This is a genomic window from Sulfitobacter sp. CB2047 (assembly GCF_000735125.2).
GTDB classification, from domain to species: Bacteria; Pseudomonadota; Alphaproteobacteria; order Rhodobacterales; family Rhodobacteraceae; genus Sulfitobacter; species Sulfitobacter pontiacus.
The window spans coordinates 882,602-898,463 of sequence record NZ_CP072613.1; the positions used below are offsets into that span (position 1 = coordinate 882,602).

Consider the following 15,862-nt stretch of genomic DNA (forward strand, 5'->3'; position numbering starts at 1 on the left):
GCTTAGCCCTGACGCGCGACCGTCAGCCCAGACACATCTTCGATAAACGTCACAATACGTGTTTTGAGCGCGTCATCGTTTATTGCGGCCAAGGCGCTGACAATCTCGATGCTCGGGTCGGCTTTGGGCGCATCATTCGTGTTGTCATGCAGACCTTCAAAGAAATATGCGGGCGTTACGTCTAAAATCTGGGACAGTTCAAACAGGCGGCTTGCCGCGACCCGGTTTGACCCGATTTCGTATTTCTGGATTTGCTGGAACGACAGGTTTAACCGCTTGGCCACATCAGTTTGGGAAAGCCGACGCAGCGTACGGATCTGTTTAAGTTTTTTGCCGACGTGGATGTCCACTGGATGCGACATATTAATTACCTCCGGTTGTTGTTGAACTAGTCATCCCCAAATCACTCTTTCCGTTCAATTGGATAGATTTATTCAATTTGTGGTTACAAAGTGGCCAAGGGTGTATTATGAATAATGCCTTAATGTATGATTAATTTACCATTGGTGACGAATGAACACTGTCGACAGCCCAAAGCCAGTTGATTTTGACGCGGACCGAATTCCGCCGTTACTATATGAAATGGTTAGATCTTTTACCGTCCTCGCGGATACGTTGAACCTCAGTCAAGCTGTGCGCTTGTTGGGAAGTACGCGGCAGACAGTTCGGCGCCATATCGCCCAAATTGAGGAGTTCTTGGGGGCTCCGATGTTTGAGGTTGATGAGCGCCGGTACAAATTAACACAGCGTGGTGAAGAAGCTTTGCCAGAAGCGCGTGAGTTTCTCGCGCGGGGCAAGGTCTGGATCAAGGGCAACACGCGGAGCACGGGTGGGCTTTTACGGCTGTCCCACGAAACACCCAACGGATGGAATTTTTATCAGCAGCAACGGCCACTTACCCAGATTTGGGACGGTGAATCTGAAATGATCAAGGAGGCATTCTCGGCCTGGGTGCAGAGCGAGGGCCGGTTGGAACATGAGAATTTTCAACAAATTCGCCCATATGTCCTAGTGTATCGCGACTCACCCAGTGGTTGGATCTGTATCGAAGTCGGACAAGAATCATTTTACACAAGTTGGTGGGGTTGGGAGAATGCGCGCAGCAGTATTGGCCGCCCTCTCGGCAATTTTCCGGGCGGTCCCGAGTTTGAGGCGATGCTGGATTTCCCCTTTCGTGAGGTTCAGGCGAATGGCGGGGTCCGCCTTGACGAGGTTGTGACGCAAATGCCGAGGAACACGGCAGGCGGCGAGCTTATCCCATTGGCCTATAAACGACTTTTGATGGCGAGCCGCTTCCCTGACGGAAGCTTTGCTTTGATATCCGCGGTAGATAGATCACGTCACGTCACCATCTCTGGGTTGGATCAAGACGCGATGGTTGGCATGCCGGAGGATGCAATCGTCGGCTTCTAGCCGGTTACCTAAAAATCGAAGAAAATTCCCGATAAATAAGCTACCCTTTGATCAGCTTGCATCAAAGGAGAGTTCAGTATGACGTTGTTGAGTTTTCAAGACGGCGAACGGTTTATCGCCAGCAGTTCCGCACTTTTGCATGAGGCCGGGATCACATTAACGGTCGGTTATGATTTTGCTGAGTATAAGACGATATTGCAGGACGCGCGTCCGGATCACTTGCTAGGGCTGCCGTTCGACCCTGAAACGCACGACCTGAACGAAACCAATGCCTTTTGGATTGTCGGCCGAAATGCCAAAGGCGATGTTATGCATACGCAGGCAATGCGTATGCTGGATTTGAAAGGAGCCAAGCTAGCCGAATATCTTCGTCGTTCATTTATCGAGTTTCCGCCGCCCGGCGTTGACATCGATTTTCTCCGATCACGGTATCGCGCGGGGCCGGGTGCGCAGCGCATCGCTGGCGACGTGTGCTATCATGGGGAGTTCTGGGTGGGCGCAACGCCGCGAGAGTTCAGAAACGCAGGTCTATCTTCTGTGCTGGGGCGCTATGCATTCTGGCAGGCGATGCAGCATTGGGATCCTGACCATGTCATCGCGTTTATGACCAACTCGGTCGTGTATAAGGGCTTTCCAGCGCGGCACGGCTATATGCATACGGAGCCAGGCACGTTGCGGTGGTTCATCAACGGAATGGATGCGCCGGTCGAGGGGTTCATGGCCTATATGGGGCGCGATGATTTGCGCTTTATTCTGGATATGCCGCTCTCGGGCCGAGCTTCGAAAGCGGCATAGTCTGCGCATGGAAAAAGAGCCGCGCATTGGCGCGGCTCTGGTAAGCTTTAGCCGATGGCGGCGGCTTTCACGTCGTCATCAATGTAAGGGAGGTATTGTTCGAAGTTTTCTGCAAACATCTTTACCAGCTTGTCAGCCTGACGATCGTAGGATTCAGGGTTGTCCCATGTCCGGCGTGGATCCAGCAGGATGTCAGCAACACCCGTAACCGCCACAGGAACGTCAAAGCCAAAGTTTGGATCTTTGCGGTACTCTACCCCGGCGAGCGACCCTTCCAGGGCCGCGGTCAGCAACGCGCGCGTTGCTTTGATCGGCATGCGGCTGCCTGTGCCATAAGCGCCTCCAGTCCAGCCAGTGTTTACCAACCAGCAGGTTGCGCCATGCGCCGCGATCTTCTCGCGGAGAAGGTTCCCGTAAACCTCGGGGCGACGCGGCATGAAGGGCGCACCAAAGCAGGTCGAGAATGTAGGCTCGGGTTCAGTCACGCCACGTTCGGTACCGGCAACCTTGGAGGTGAAGCCAGACAGGAAGTGGTACATGGCCTGAGCCGGGGTCAAGCGCGCGATAGGGGGAAGAACGCCGAACGCATCACAGGTTAGCATGATGATATTCTTGGGGTGCCCACCCGTCGCTTTTGCCGAGGCGTTAGAAATGTAGTGAAGCGGGTAAGCGCAACGCATGTTGGCGGTGAGGCTGTCATCGTCGAAATCAAGCTCTTTGGTGTCTTCATCAAAGATCATGTTCTCGATCACGGTGCCGAATTTTTCGGTAGTCGCGTAAATCTCGGGCTCTGCCTCGCGGCTGAGGTTGATCGTCTTGGCGTAGCAGCCACCTTCGAAATTAAAGGTCCCGTTATCCGACCAGCCGTGTTCATCGTCACCAATCAATGTGCGGCCCGGATCGGCGGATAGCGTGGTCTTTCCTGTGCCTGACAGACCGAAGAATACAGCGGTATCAACGGGATTGCCGGTAGCATGGTTGGCCGAGCAGTGCATCGGCATGATCCCTTTTTCCGGCAACAGGTAGTTCAACAGCGTAAATACAGATTTCTTGTTCTCACCTGCGTATTCTGTGCCGCCGATCAAGATCATCTTTTTGTCGAAGTTCATCGCAATGACGGTTTCCGAGCGGCAATCGTGTTTGGCTGGATCAGCCGAAAAGCTCGGGCAGTTGATCACGGTGAAGTCTGCGATGAAATCATCCAGCGCGTCGCGCTCGGGGCGGCGCAGCATGTGGCGAATGAACAGACCGTGCCAAGCCAACTCGGTCACCATACGCACGTTGATCGCGTGTTTCGGATCGGCCCCACCGACCAGATCCTGGACGAAGTAATCACGCCCCTGCATGTGCGCCAACATGTCCTTGTGAAGCGCATCAAAGCCTTCAGGCGACATCTCGGCGTTGTTTTCCCACCAGATTTTATCGGCAACGCTGTCGGTTTTTACGACATGTTTATCCTTGGGGGAGCGTCCGGTGAATTTGCCCGTCGTCACAAGAAACGCGCCGCCCTTGCCTAACGTGCCCTCTTCCCGTTTCAGCGCGGCTTCGACCAACGCGGGTTCGATCATGTTGTAATAGACATCACCAAGCCCGCTTATGCCTTGGTCTTCGAGGCGGAATTGCGGATTTACGCGGCCTAACGTCATGTGATGTCTCCTGTAGCTGCACCGAGAAAAGGTGCCAATTCTTGCACAAATGGCTCGACCCAAGGGGTCGTGTCCGCCTCTTAGCACGTTGATTTACAGTATGAACAGGTAGGTTAGTCGCAGTTAGCGCCACCATGTAACTGTTTGCGGAAACTGTCGTTAATTGAACGTAAAGTGCTATGGGGTAACGTGGCGTCTGCACCCTGTATGTGCGGCAATTTAGCCATTCATTAGCAAATTGTGGCGTGATTATGGCCAAGATGAGGAGCGATTCGCAGTTTCCGATTGATTCGGCCGCGTAAATTGATGATCAATGAAAGAAAAAATATTATGGCAGTTGAGCAGCATATAAAAGGAACAGGCAATGTCTAAAATTGCATTGGTGGATGACGACAGGAATATCCTGACGTCGGTTTCAATGACGTTGGAAGCCGAAGGTTTCGAAGTCGAGACATATAATGACGGGCAAGCCGCGTTGGATGCGTTCAATAAAAAGCTGCCCGACATGGCGGTGTTGGACATCAAGATGCCTCGCATGGACGGCATGGATTTGCTGCAAAGGCTTCGCCAGAAAACCGCGATGCCCGTGATCTTTCTGACATCCAAAGATGACGAGATTGACGAGGTGCTCGGCCTGCGGATGGGGGCTGATGACTACGTGAAAAAACCCTTTAGTCAGCGGCTTTTGGTTGAACGTATCCGTGCGCTGTTGCGCCGTCAGGATGCGGTGGAAACCAATGAGGTCGGCGACACCGAAGAAACCAAAGTGATCGAACGTGGTGATTTGCGCATGGATCCGTTGCGCCATGCAGTCAGCTGGAAGGGTAAGGACGTATCCCTGACGGTGACAGAATTCCTGCTGCTGCAAGCGCTTGCACAGCGCCCCGGCTTTGTGAAGTCGCGTGACCAGTTGATGGACGTGGCATATGATGATCAAGTGTACGTCGACGACCGTACAATCGATAGTCATATCAAACGGTTGCGCAAAAAAATGCGGACTGCGGATGACGAGTTTTCCGCGATCGAAACACTCTATGGCATCGGCTACAGATACAACGAAGAGTGACCTGAGCCATGGCCATTGTCGAAAGGAATTTTGTGCGAGACATGACCACACCTTATCGGGACGGTGATGTTGTATTGGGCGACGATTGGGTCGCTCCGGACAAAACCGCGACAGATGAACTGCGCAGCAAACGCGCGCGGCGGGGGCTCTTCTCTCTGCGTGCGTCGCCGCTGACGCGCAAGATCATCACATTTAACTTGATTGCGTTGAATGTTTTGGCCGCCGGTATTCTTTATCTTAACTCTTCTCGCGATAGTCTGGCCGTGCAGCGTGGTGCGTCACTGGTTTCGGAAGCTGAACTGATCGCTGACGTTTTTGAGGCGCAGTTGGCAACGGCGGGTGCGCTTGACAGCCTGAGCGACGCGATGGATGTAGATGCAAGCCTTGGCCGGCTTGATTTGCGCAGCGGGATCGAGGTGTTTGTATTCGATTCTACCGAAAGCCTTGTTGCGCAGAACGCGGGTGCTGCCGCGCGAAATAACGTCGGTGCCGAAGATGACACGGCGCTGATTTCCGATGGGTTGAGCTGGCTTTGGGGGCTGCTCTCCCGACCGTTCGAAAGCGACGCCACGGCAGATCCTGCTCCGTTGGCGGAACAGTTGCAGCCGTTGGTCTCGGGGGCATTGGTAGGTGGGACCAAGGTGCGGAACGATCTTGTCGGCACTGGCGGCACGCTTTTCTCCGTTGCTACGCCGATCGTGCAGAACGGATTGCCCGTCGGGGTTGTCGCCGTCACCTCGGCTGCGGGTGAAATTGACAAACTGGTTCGCGGCGAACGGGAGAGGGTGCTCCAGATGTTCGTGATCGCGACGCTGGTTTCGATCGGGTTGAGCCTCGTGCTGGCCTCGACCATCGCAAATCCGTTGTCCGATCTTGCTGCCGCGGCAGAGCTTGGGCGTGATAAAGATGCGCGTAAGATGAACCCGGGCCGCATTCGGATCCCTGATTTGACGGCGCGTCCTGATGAAATAGGGCGCTTGTCGGGGGCGCTGCGCGGGATGGTTTCCGCATTATACAACCGCATTGACGGAAACGAACAGTTTGCCGCCGATGTCGCGCATGAGATCAAGAACCCGCTTGCGTCGCTCCGTTCTGCGGTAGGCACGCTGCGTCTGATCAAGCGTGAGGACCAGCGCGAAAAACTGCTGGATGTCATCGATCATGACGTTCGCCGGTTGGATCGTTTGGTGAGTGATATTTCGAATGCGTCCCGTCTGGACAGCGAATTGGTCAAGGAAGAGGAAGAGCCGTTTGATCTGCTGATGATGATCAGCAATCTGGGTCAGTATCTTGGCGAAGATGCGCGCAAACGTGGCATCGATTTTATCACCGATCTGCCCGAACAGCCGATCATCGTGCATGGCTTGGAAGCACGCCTGGCACAGGTTTTCGTGAATCTGATCAGCAATGCCGTCTCGTTCTGTGAAGACGGCGATGCCATTCGGGTCTGGGCACGTAAACGTGAAAATCGCGTTCTTGTGGTCGTCGAAGACACGGGGCCCGGCATTCCAGAGCAAGCTCTGTCGAAGATATTTAAGCGTTTTTATTCGCAGCGCCCGGAAGAGCATTTTGGCAATAACTCCGGCCTCGGGCTGGCGATCTCGAAGCAGATTGTCGAAGCGCACGGCGGCGTGATCTGGGCAGAAAATATCCGGCCCACGGATGCCGATATCTCCTCTGATCCCCTTGGCGCGCGCTTTGTGGTCGGCCTGCCAACCTGAACCGGCCATGACCAAAAGCACGATCCACGCCACCACCGTCGCGATTGATGGGCGTGGCGTGATGATCAGGGGGGGCTCGGGTCAAGGCAAGTCCTCGCTGGCGCTGCAGATGATTGCGATGGGGGCCGAGCTGGTTGCCGATGATCGCACGGATCTGATCGTTCAGGATGCCCAGGTTATCGCACACCCACCCGCCGCGATCAAAGGGTTGATCGAGGCGCGTGGCGTCGGCTTGCTGACCTTGAAACATCGCAGTGCGATACCGATCTTTCTTATCGTAGACCTTGACCAAGATGAGCCCGACCGTCTTCCCGAAATCACATACCAGAGCGTGATGGGCATCCAAATCCGTTGCCTGAAAAGATGCGACGGGCCCCATTTTGCTGCCACTGTTTACTTGATGGCAAAGATGATGAAATACACAGCAGATGACTGATGATGTAACACCCAACCGGCGTATGGTGCTGGTGACCGGCCCCGCGGGGGCAGGGCGATCTTCAACGCTCAATGTGTTGGAGGATGCAGGCTTTGAAGCGATCGACAATATTCCCATGCGGATGCTGCGCGCATTGCTCGAAGCACCGGGCCAACTGCGCCCGATGGCTCTTGGTGTCGATTTGCGGAACCGCGATTTTTCGACCGATCGCGTGATCGAACTGATGTTGGACATGCGGTCTCGTCCCGATGTAGATATTGAATTGTTATATCTGGATTGTGCGACCAACGTCCTGCTTCGGCGCTTCTCCGAAACACGCCGGCGTCACCCCATGGCGGCCACCGCTACGCCTGTCGAGGGGATCGTGCGCGAGAAAGAGCTGCTTGAACCGGTGCTGGCGCTGGCGGATGTCCTGATCGACACGTCCGAGCTGAATGTACACCAGTTGCGTGCGGAAGTGGAGCGCTGGTTCGCGCTTGATGGGGAGCATCACCTCAGCGTATCCGTACAGTCTTTCTCGTATAAGCGCGGTTTACCCCGCAGTGCGGATATGGTGTTTGACTGCCGGTTTTTGCGCAATCCCTATTGGGAACCCTCGCTGCGTGGTATGAACGGCACACAAAAAGAGGTCGCCGATTACGTGCATGCCGACCCGCTGTTCGAAAGCTTTGCCGCACAGGTAAACTCTCTGTGTCAATTGATCCTGCCAGCCTGCAAGACTGAAGGTAAATCGCATATCTCTCTTGCGTTTGGCTGCACAGGGGGGCAACACCGTTCCGTAACTTTGGCCGAACATCTGGCGTTCAAACTTTCGAACGACGGCTGGCAGGTGTCCATCAGACACCGCGAACTGGATCGTAGTAAACGGGAAGAGACATCGCGTTGATTGGTATTGTGATTGTTGCACACGGTGGATTGGCCAAAGAATATTTGGCTGCGATCGAACATGTTGTTGGGTCGCAAAACGGCGTGCGCGCTATTGCGATCCATGCAGACCATGATCGTACCGAAAAGCAGCGGGAAATCTGCGAGGCAGCGGATGCCGTGGATACGGGCAATGGTGTTGTCGTCGTAACGGACCTTTTCGGTGGGTCCCCGTCGAACCTCAGTTTGCTTGCATGCCGTCCTGAAAACCGTCGGATCCTTTACGGCGCAAACCTTCCTATGTTGATCAAGCTGGCAAAGTCACGTGATCTGGAAGTGCCCGAGGCGGTGCGCGCGGCCCTGGCGGCCGGCAGAAAATATATTGATAGCCAGAATGTTAGTGCGGAATAGCAAGGCCCCTATTGTATGACCCAAGTCTCATTGAAAATCGTAAACGAAAAAGGCCTGCATGCCCGCGCCTCCGCCAAGCTGGTTGAGGTCGTCGAGGCTTTTGATGCGCGCGCTGAAGTCAGTAAGGACGGGATGTCCGCCTCTGGTGATAGCATTATGGGGCTGCTGATGCTCGCGGCGTCCAAAGGGTGTACGATTGATGTACAGACCTCCGGCCCGGATCAGGACGCATTGGCCGATGCGTTGACAGCCTTGGTGGCTGACAAGTTCGGCGAAGGCCAGTAACGGGGGTGTTTGCAATGCGGCCGGTGGTCACTGTGATGCGTAAAGGGTTAACCACATGACGGAGAATGCGCCAACCGGCCCTGCGCCCCTGCTGAACGATGGCAGCGGCGAACCGGTGACCTTCACGAAGTATGACCGCCGCAGCCTGTCCTATGCCTCCACGTTTGATCATCCTGTCAAATCGGGGATCATCAGCGCTATCGAACTTTTCACCGGCAAGCTCAAGGTTCTGCGCCTGATCCGACAGTTCGAGAAACAGGGCGCGCCCACAGGGCAGGGCTTCTGGCGTGCGGCACTTGATACGATGGGTATCGACCTGACGACCCCGCAGGAACAGCTGGATCGAATTCCGAAAACGGGTCCAGTGGTCGTTGTTGCGAACCACCCGCACGGGATGGTCGATGGCATGATTTTCGCCGATCTGATCGGACGGGTACGCCCTGATTATCGGATCCTGACGCGCTCTTTGTTGACCTCTATCGATGAGGTCGCGGGCAGTTATATGATCCCCGTTCCGTTTCCCCACGACCCTGATGCGCAGCGCAAAGGTGTCGAAATGCGCGCCAAAGCGATGGCGCATCTGAAGGATGGCGGTGTTGTCGCGCTGTTTCCGTCTGGGGTCGTAGCGGCTTCGGATACCATGTTCGGCCCTGCCATAGAGGCGGAATGGAATGTTTTCACCGCGAAAATGATCCGGCGCTCGGGCGCGCAAGTGGTGCCAATGCGCTTTCCAGGGCAAAATAGCAGAGCCTATCAAATTGCGAATAGAATCTCGCCCATCTTGCGGCAGGGGCTTCTGCTCCACGAGATTGTGCACGCATGCGACAAGCCGCAGGGCCCGATCGTAGGCGCGCCGCTTTCGCCAGAGCAGATGGCCGCTCATGCGGACGACCCGCGCGGTTTCATGGCGTGGCTACGGGCGCATACACTTGCGCTTAAAGACTAACGCTATCTTCCAAATGGGATAAATCCCCGGGGGCGCGGGGGCTGGCCCCCGCTGCTCGCCGCAGTTTTATCGCGTGGGCACAGGCACATCGCCGCGATAGTCATAGAAACCCCGCTGAGATTTACGCCCCAGCCAGCCCGCTTCGACGTATTTTGTCAGAAGCGGGCAGGGACGATATTTCGTATCGGCCAGCCCGTCATGCAACACGTTCATAATCGCCAGGCAGGTGTCTAGACCGATGAAATCTGCAAGCTCCAGCGGCCCCATCGGGTGGTTGGCCCCCAGTTTAAGCGAACTATCGATAGATTCGACAGAGCCCACACCTTCATAGAGTGTATAGACAGCCTCATTGATCATCGGCATCAAGATACGATTTACGATAAATGCCGGGAAGTCTTCGGCAGAAGCCGCAGTTTTGCCCAGTTTATCAACGACGCCGCGGCAGGCCTCAAAAGTTTCCTTATCCGTCGCAATCCCGCGGATCAGCTCCACCAGCTGCATCACGGGCACCGGGTTCATGAAGTGGAATCCCATAAACTTTTCAGGGCGATCGGTTCGGCTGGCGAGCCGTGTAATCGAAATCGACGACGTGTTCGACGTCAGGATCGTGGTCGGTTTGAGGTGGGGGATCAGATCTTCAAAAATCGCTTGCTTGACGGTCTCGCGTTCGGTTGCTGCCTCGATCACCAGATCGCTTTGGCCCAATTCTGCAAGTGTTTGGGTTGTCACGATTCTTTTGAGCGTCGCGTCACGGTCTGCTTCGGTTACCTTACCGCGGCCAACCTGACGGTCGAGGTTGCCAGTAATGGTATCAACCGCCTTTTGCAGTGCTTCAGCGCTTACATCGTTCAACAGCACGTCGTAGCCCGCCAAGGCCATAACATGGGCGATGCCGTTGCCCATTTGGCCTGCGCCAACGATGCCGATTGTCTGGATATCCATGCGCTGTCCCCTTTTGTTTCGCCGCAGCATAAAGCGGGCGGGGTAGCAGCCGCAAGGGTCGGAATTCACGACAGCTTTTCTCAAATCCGAACATTAAGGAAATCGAAAATACTTATGGCGATTCTGCGTCCGTAAAGCGGTGGAACAGGGTGAACGGTATGGGCGCTACGGATGATGGCAGGCGGCGGTTGGACTACGCGTTGTGCCGCTATGGCACGTCGAAACTACTGTTTCGCGGACCTCTTCGGGGAACTTCCTCGCCCTATGTGGTTTTTGTTGGCGGCACCCAGACGTTTGGCCGCTACGTCGAAACTCCGTTCCCCGCGTTGGTAGAACTGTCTAGCGGGGTCCCTTGCATCAATTTCGGGTTACAAAATGCGGGTCTGGATGTGTTTCTACATGATGCCGACGTCATGAAAATTGCCGCCGGGGCGCATGTGACCGTGGTGCAAGTGTTGGGCGCACACAACATGTCGAATCGCTACTATTCAGTACACCCGCGTCGAAACGACAGATTTATCGCTCCGTCGAAACTGCTTTGCTCTATCTACCCCGAGGTTGATTTTGCGGAGTTTCATTTCACACGCCACCTATTGGAAGCGCTCAAGCAAGTCTCGCCCACTCGGTTCGCGATGGTGGTGCGTGAGCTTCAGCAGGCCTGGATCGCACGAATGACCCTGCTGCTTGGCCGGATGACGGGACCATGCGTGCTGCTTCACCTTGGTCCCGAAAAGCCCACGCGGGACATGGGGGCGCAGGCTCGTGCGGGGCCTCTGTTAGTGACCAAAGCTATGGTTTCTCAGGTGAGTCGGCTGGCGGCCGGAGTGGTATATGTGACACCGTCACACGCGGCCATGTCCGAGGGGACGGCGGGGATGGTGTTCCCTGCGATAGAGAAGGAGCGGGCGCTACAGCTCTCCGGCGTTCGGGCACATCAAGAGATTGCGAAGGCGGTCGCGCAGGCGATTGAACACCTGAAATAGAAAAAGGCCCGCAGGTGATTGCGGGCCTTATCCGTGAAAACCTTAAAGGCTTACAGTTTCTCGATCAGCTCGGGAACGGCTTCGAACAGATCTGCCACCAGACCATAGTCGGCGACCTGGAAGATCGGCGCTTCTTCGTCTTTGTTGATGGCGACGATGATTTTGCTGTCTTTCATGCCGGCCAAGTGCTGGATCGCACCGGAGATACCAACCGCCACATAAAGCTCGGGCGCGACAACCTTACCGGTCTGGCCAACTTGCCAGTCGTTCGGAGCATAGCCCGAATCAACGGCAGCGCGCGAAGCGCCAACAGCGGCACCCAGCTTGTCAGCCAGCTTTTCGATCAAGGCGAAGTCTTCTTCGGAGCCAACGCCACGGCCGCCGGAAACAACCACGCCAGCCGATGTCAGCTCGGGGCGATCGCTTTCTGCAACGTGGTCTTCAACCCAGGAAGACAGGCCGGGATCGGCCGCAGCGGATACCGTCTCTACAGAGGCGGAGCCACCGTCGCCCGCGGCGTCAAACGTCGTGGTGCGGAAGGTGATAACCTTTTTCGCATCCGAGGATTTGACCGTCTGGATCGCGTTGCCCGCATAGATGGGACGCTCGAACGTGTCCGCGTCGACAACAGCGGACACATCGGACAGCAACATGACGTCAAGCAACGCAGCAACACGTGGCATCACGTTTTTAGCGTCTGTGGTCGCTGGTGCGGTGATGTGGTCGTAATCACCGGCGAGCGATACGATCAATGCCGCCGTGGATTCCGCGAGGCGGTGGCCAAGGGTCTCATCCTCGGCGACCAGAACTTTGGAAACACCGTTGATTTTCGCCGCCGCTTCGCCCGCCGCAGCGGCGGAACCACCAGCGCAGAGAACAGTAACATCGCCGAGCATCTTGGCCGCAGCAACGGCTTTGGATGTCGCGTCAAGTGCCAGTTCGCCATCAGTTACTTCTGCAAGGAGTAGAACAGCCATTACACAGCCCCCGCTTCTTTAAGTTTCGCAACCAGTTCATCGACCGACTCGACCTTGATGCCCGCAGCACGTTCTGCTGGCTCAGCCGTCTTGATGATTTCCAAACGGTTGGAAACCTCGACGCCATAATCGGCAGGTGTCTTTTCATCCAAAGGCTTTTTCTTTGCCTTCATGATGTTGGGTAGCGACGCATAGCGTGGTTCGTTCAGGCGCAGATCCACAGTCACGACTGTAGGCATGGAAACCTTAATAGTCTGCAAACCACCGTCGACTTCACGTGTCACAACAGCGCTGTCGCCATCGATGTCGACTTTGGAGGCGAAGGTCGCTTGCGACCACCCCAGCAGAGCGGACAGCATCTGGCCAGTGGCGTTCATGTCGTTGTCGATCGCCTGCTTACCGCAAAGAACAAGGTCGGGCTTCTCTTCTTCGACGACGCCTTTCAGAATTTTGGCAACGGTCAAAGGCTCGATATCATTGTGCACATCGTCGGCGGCCACGATCAGAATCGCGCGGTCCGCGCCCATTGCCAGCGCTGTGCGCAGTGTTTCCTGCGCCTGTTTTACGCCGATAGAGACGACCACAACTTCTTCGACCTGGCCGGCCTCTTTCATGCGGATCGCTTGTTCGACGGAAATCTCGTCAAACGGGTTCATCGACATCTTTACGTTGGCAAGATCAACACCCGTGCCGTCCGCTTTGACGCGTACTTTCACGTTGTAGTCGATCACGCGCTTTACAGGTACCAGTACCTTCATGAGCGTTCTCTCTCCTCAGTTGACGATCCGGGCCGGTTCGGCCCCGATCATGTGAACTCTTCGTCGGTGTAACGAAGCAATCGAATGCAAAACAGTCAAAAATAGTAATTTATTGTCTTTCGACGCGGCGTTTCTGACTGACGGCCTTAGCGATTTGCCCCGGGCACCCATAATACATCGTCCTTACCGCCGTTATTTGAAGCCCTCGCCGCGACGAAAAACCAATCGCTTAGTCGGTTCAGATATTTGACGGCGGCCGGATTAATAGAATCTCTGTCAGCCAAATGCACCGCAAGCCGTTCGGCGCGGCGAGCAACTGTCCGGCACACGTGCAAATGCGCGGCAAGTGCGGTGCCGCCGGGTAGAATAAAGCTTCTCAGCGGGGACAGATCAGCGTTCATCACGTCGATCTCACGTTCAAGCCTGTCGACCTGCGCCGCCGCGAGGCGCAGAGGCGGGTATTCGGCGTCTGCATCCGCTTCCATATCGGGGCGGCACAGGTCAGCGCCCAGGTCGAACAGGTCGTTCTGGATACGCGACAGTGCGGCGTCGGTTTCGCCTTTCGCCTCAAGCCGCGCGACACCAACAAAACAGTTCAATTCGTCGGATGTGCCATATGCCTCGACCCGCAGGTCGTGTTTGGCCACACGGTCCCCGTTTCCCAACGCGGTTTCGCCTTTGTCGCCGGTCCGGGTGTAGATTTTATTAAGAACAACCATCAGCCAGCGTCCTTTCGCAGGTACACATATATGACGATGAGAACGACAGCGATGAACTGTGCGATGATGCGCATGCGCATAAGTTTATTTGAATTGCGCTTATTGAATTCTCCGCCACCAGCGAAGCCCCCAAGCCCAAAAATCAATACGACAACCACCGCAATCACGGCAACGACGGTCAGGATATATAACGGATCAGCGAACATAAGCATCCTTTGTGTTGCTGAAAGATGTAGCGGGGTCATGCAGTAGCGCAACCCGAATTTATCGAGAGAGCACCCAGTCTAGGGCACGTGTTGGTAAAATACGCTTTAAAATGCCCGAGATGCGCGTCGGCGTCGTGACATAATACCGCGGCCGTGGGCGGTCGGCCTCCAGCGCATGGATAAGCCTGTCAACGACTGCTTGTGGCGGAAGCTCGAACCTGTCGGGCCCTCTCGCAGTGTATAGCCTGTCTAACAACGCGCTTTCGTATTGCACCTTTCGGGCAGAGCTTTTCCAATCGATCCAGCGCTCGAAGTGCGGGATAGAGTTCGCGCGGATGTTGGATGTAATGGGCCCGGGCTCGATCAGGGTCACGTGGATGGGGGTGTCGAGCAGCTCAATACGAAGCGTGTCCGTTAAGCCTTCCAGCGCGAATTTTGTAGAATTGTAAGCGCCACGCCACGGCATTGTGACAAATCCCAAGACGGATGAACATTGAATAATGCGCCCGTGACCCTGTGCCCGCATCACAGGGATGATCTTGCGCGTAAGCTCGTGCCAGCCGAAGAAATTGCTTTCGAATATCTCGCGCAGCGCGCCGGTGGGAAGGTCTTCGACGGCACCGGGTGTCGCATGGGCACCGTTATTATAAAGGGCATCGAGCGTGCCACCGGTTTGCTCAAGTACATGATCCACCGCAGCGGCGATGCTGCTGGCATCCGTATAGTCGAGCTGGGGCGCATCAAATCCTTCGGCGGCTAGCCTCTCGCAATCGCGTGATTGGCGGCATGAGGCGAAAACCCTCCAGCCGCGTTCGCGCAAGGCATGCGCAGCCGCGTAGCCGATCCCGGAGGAGCAGCCGGTAATTAAAATTGTACGTTGTTGCATTAACAGTCGGTCTCGGAAAAAGTTGGGTGAGTTACCCGTTCGACAACAGGAAATCGGCCATCCAGCCTTCTGGCCCACCGTCCACGGGGCGCATCTTTACCCATCCATCGCCGTTATCCTGAATAATCTCGACCGAATCGCCGCGACCTAGCTTGGTCACGACCTGAAACTCGGTGCCCGGGCCACCACGGACATTCACACGGTTGCCGGATACAGAACGAATATCCGCTTCGCTGCTCAGGTTCGTTTCAGCACGGGCTTCTACGATCGCGGCACCGCTGTCGTTCGGAACGATCAGGCTGGGAATAATTGCTGGCGTGTCCGCCCCGTTCGCCGCGATATTCTGGGCGACAGGCACATACGATACGTCAGTCGCAGCACCGGTGTCCGCGGTATTCAATGCGGTGGTGAGGGTGACAGAAACGCGTTCGGCATCATCAGCTTGCGCGGTGCTTTCAAAACCCGGCGGGGTCGTATCAACCGGAGCCGTCGCGACCGCCGGGATGACCTTTGCCGTCTCGACTGGTTCGTTTGAGGTTTCAGCGGTGATTTCATTCTCTTGTGCTGGCATCTGGTCTGCATTCGCAGCCATCCGAGCGCTCGCGGGTTGAAAATCGGCCCCGCCGCTCATCTCGTAGAATGCCCAACCAAGAAACCCGAAGGTTAACAAAATAAACCGCTTCATCACACATTCCTCGAAATAGCAGACAGCCTAGACCCGCAGCAGGTCTCCCCAAGGCTGTAATATCAAGTATAACATAAAATGCTGCCTAATCGTTCCAATATGTTTGCAAAGTTGCATGACAGA

The 15,862-nt window shown here is 55.6% G+C and carries 19 protein-coding genes; 10 read left to right on the forward strand and 9 right to left on the reverse strand.

All coding sequences use genetic code 11. The features are described 5' to 3' along the window. Positions 1-2: 2 nt before the first annotated feature. A complete protein-coding gene (locus IV89_RS04205; RefSeq protein ID WP_005849925.1) occupies positions 3-362 on the reverse strand; it encodes a helix-turn-helix transcriptional regulator in 360 nt (119 codons plus the stop codon). A gap of 220 nt (positions 363-582) precedes the next feature. On the opposite strand from IV89_RS04205, the gene IV89_RS04210 reads away from it, so the two are divergent. Next, positions 583-1,413, forward strand: a complete 831-nt coding sequence (locus tag IV89_RS04210) for a LysR family transcriptional regulator (protein ID WP_009825327.1) — start codon at positions 583-585, stop codon at positions 1,411-1,413. Between the two features lie 78 nt (positions 1,414-1,491). Then, complete coding sequence (locus IV89_RS04215; RefSeq protein WP_037941300.1) at positions 1,492-2,208, forward strand: hypothetical protein; 717 nt, start codon at positions 1,492-1,494, stop codon at positions 2,206-2,208. Positions 2,209-2,255: 47 nt separating this feature from the next. Here the strand turns inward: IV89_RS04215 and IV89_RS04220 are convergent, their stop codons facing one another. Next, the gene (locus IV89_RS04220; protein WP_005849919.1) at positions 2,256-3,854 is read right to left on the reverse strand and encodes a phosphoenolpyruvate carboxykinase; all 1,599 of its coding nucleotides are present in this window, start codon (positions 3,852-3,854) and stop codon (positions 2,256-2,258) included. A 364-nt stretch (positions 3,855-4,218) separates the two neighbouring features. On the opposite strand from IV89_RS04220, the gene IV89_RS04225 reads away from it, so the two are divergent. Genes IV89_RS04225 through IV89_RS04255 form a run of 7 tightly spaced genes read left to right on the forward strand, consistent with a single transcriptional unit; the run spans position 4,219 to position 9,583 of the window. After that, complete coding sequence (locus tag IV89_RS04225) at positions 4,219-4,920, forward strand: response regulator transcription factor (protein WP_005849917.1); 702 nt, start codon at positions 4,219-4,221, stop codon at positions 4,918-4,920. Positions 4,921-4,961: 41 nt separating this feature from the next. Beyond that, positions 4,962-6,641 carry a sensor histidine kinase gene (locus IV89_RS04230; RefSeq protein WP_235183666.1) on the forward strand — a complete coding sequence of 560 codons (1,680 nt, stop codon included), beginning with the start codon at positions 4,962-4,964 and terminating at the stop codon, positions 6,639-6,641. Positions 6,642-6,648: 7 nt separating this feature from the next. Then, the gene (locus IV89_RS04235; protein WP_037941302.1) at positions 6,649-7,077 is read left to right on the forward strand and encodes an HPr kinase/phosphatase C-terminal domain-containing protein; all 429 of its coding nucleotides are present in this window, start codon (positions 6,649-6,651) and stop codon (positions 7,075-7,077) included. Continuing rightward, positions 7,070-7,963, forward strand: coding sequence for an RNase adapter RapZ (gene rapZ / locus IV89_RS04240; RefSeq protein ID WP_037941304.1), 894 nt, complete (start codon positions 7,070-7,072; stop codon positions 7,961-7,963). Before IV89_RS04235 ends, rapZ begins: the two co-directional genes overlap by 8 nt. Beyond that, entirely contained in the window at positions 7,960-8,352 is a 393-nt protein-coding gene (locus tag IV89_RS04245) for a PTS fructose transporter subunit IIA (protein WP_005849910.1), read from the forward strand. Before rapZ ends, IV89_RS04245 begins: the two co-directional genes overlap by 4 nt. 15 nt (positions 8,353-8,367) lie before the next feature. Continuing rightward, positions 8,368-8,637 (forward strand): HPr family phosphocarrier protein, encoded by a 270-nt coding sequence (locus IV89_RS04250; protein WP_005849908.1) that lies wholly within the window; start codon positions 8,368-8,370, stop codon positions 8,635-8,637. Between the two features lie 55 nt (positions 8,638-8,692). Then, positions 8,693-9,583: a lysophospholipid acyltransferase family protein gene (locus IV89_RS04255; RefSeq protein WP_037941306.1), complete on the forward strand. Its 891-nt coding sequence runs from the start codon at positions 8,693-8,695 to the stop codon at positions 9,581-9,583. Between the two features lie 66 nt (positions 9,584-9,649). Here the strand turns inward: IV89_RS04255 and IV89_RS04260 are convergent, their stop codons facing one another. Further along, the gene (locus IV89_RS04260; protein ID WP_005849905.1) at positions 9,650-10,525 is read right to left on the reverse strand and encodes a 3-hydroxybutyryl-CoA dehydrogenase; all 876 of its coding nucleotides are present in this window, start codon (positions 10,523-10,525) and stop codon (positions 9,650-9,652) included. 158 nt (positions 10,526-10,683) lie between these two features. Here IV89_RS04260 and IV89_RS04265 point away from each other — a divergent pair, with 158 nt between their 5' ends. Next, positions 10,684-11,508 (forward strand): DUF6473 family protein, encoded by an 825-nt coding sequence (locus tag IV89_RS04265; RefSeq protein WP_037941307.1) that lies wholly within the window; start codon positions 10,684-10,686, stop codon positions 11,506-11,508. Between the two features lie 50 nt (positions 11,509-11,558). Here the strand turns inward: IV89_RS04265 and IV89_RS04270 are convergent, their stop codons facing one another. The 6 genes from IV89_RS04270 to IV89_RS04295 form a co-directional block, all read right to left on the reverse strand. After that, positions 11,559-12,485: an FAD-binding protein gene (locus IV89_RS04270; RefSeq protein ID WP_037941308.1), complete on the reverse strand. Its 927-nt coding sequence runs from the start codon at positions 12,483-12,485 to the stop codon at positions 11,559-11,561. Next, positions 12,485-13,243, reverse strand: coding sequence for an electron transfer flavoprotein subunit beta/FixA family protein (locus tag IV89_RS04275; RefSeq protein WP_005849900.1), 759 nt, complete (start codon positions 13,241-13,243; stop codon positions 12,485-12,487). The genes IV89_RS04270 and IV89_RS04275 overlap by 1 nt, the downstream gene beginning before the upstream one ends. A gap of 146 nt (positions 13,244-13,389) precedes the next feature. Beyond that, on the reverse strand, positions 13,390-13,962 hold the full coding sequence (locus IV89_RS04280; RefSeq protein WP_037941311.1) for a cob(I)yrinic acid a,c-diamide adenosyltransferase: 573 nt from the start codon (positions 13,960-13,962) through the stop codon (positions 13,390-13,392). Further along, on the reverse strand, positions 13,962-14,174 hold the full coding sequence (locus tag IV89_RS04285) for a twin transmembrane helix small protein (RefSeq protein ID WP_107277634.1): 213 nt from the start codon (positions 14,172-14,174) through the stop codon (positions 13,962-13,964). The genes IV89_RS04280 and IV89_RS04285 overlap by 1 nt, the downstream gene beginning before the upstream one ends. Positions 14,175-14,226: 52 nt before the next feature. Next, entirely contained in the window at positions 14,227-15,054 is an 828-nt protein-coding gene (locus tag IV89_RS04290) for an SDR family oxidoreductase (RefSeq protein ID WP_037941315.1), read from the reverse strand. A 31-nt stretch (positions 15,055-15,085) separates the two neighbouring features. Next, on the reverse strand, positions 15,086-15,739 hold the full coding sequence (locus IV89_RS04295; protein ID WP_037941317.1) for an SH3 domain-containing protein: 654 nt from the start codon (positions 15,737-15,739) through the stop codon (positions 15,086-15,088). Between the last annotated feature and the right edge of the window lie 123 nt (positions 15,740-15,862).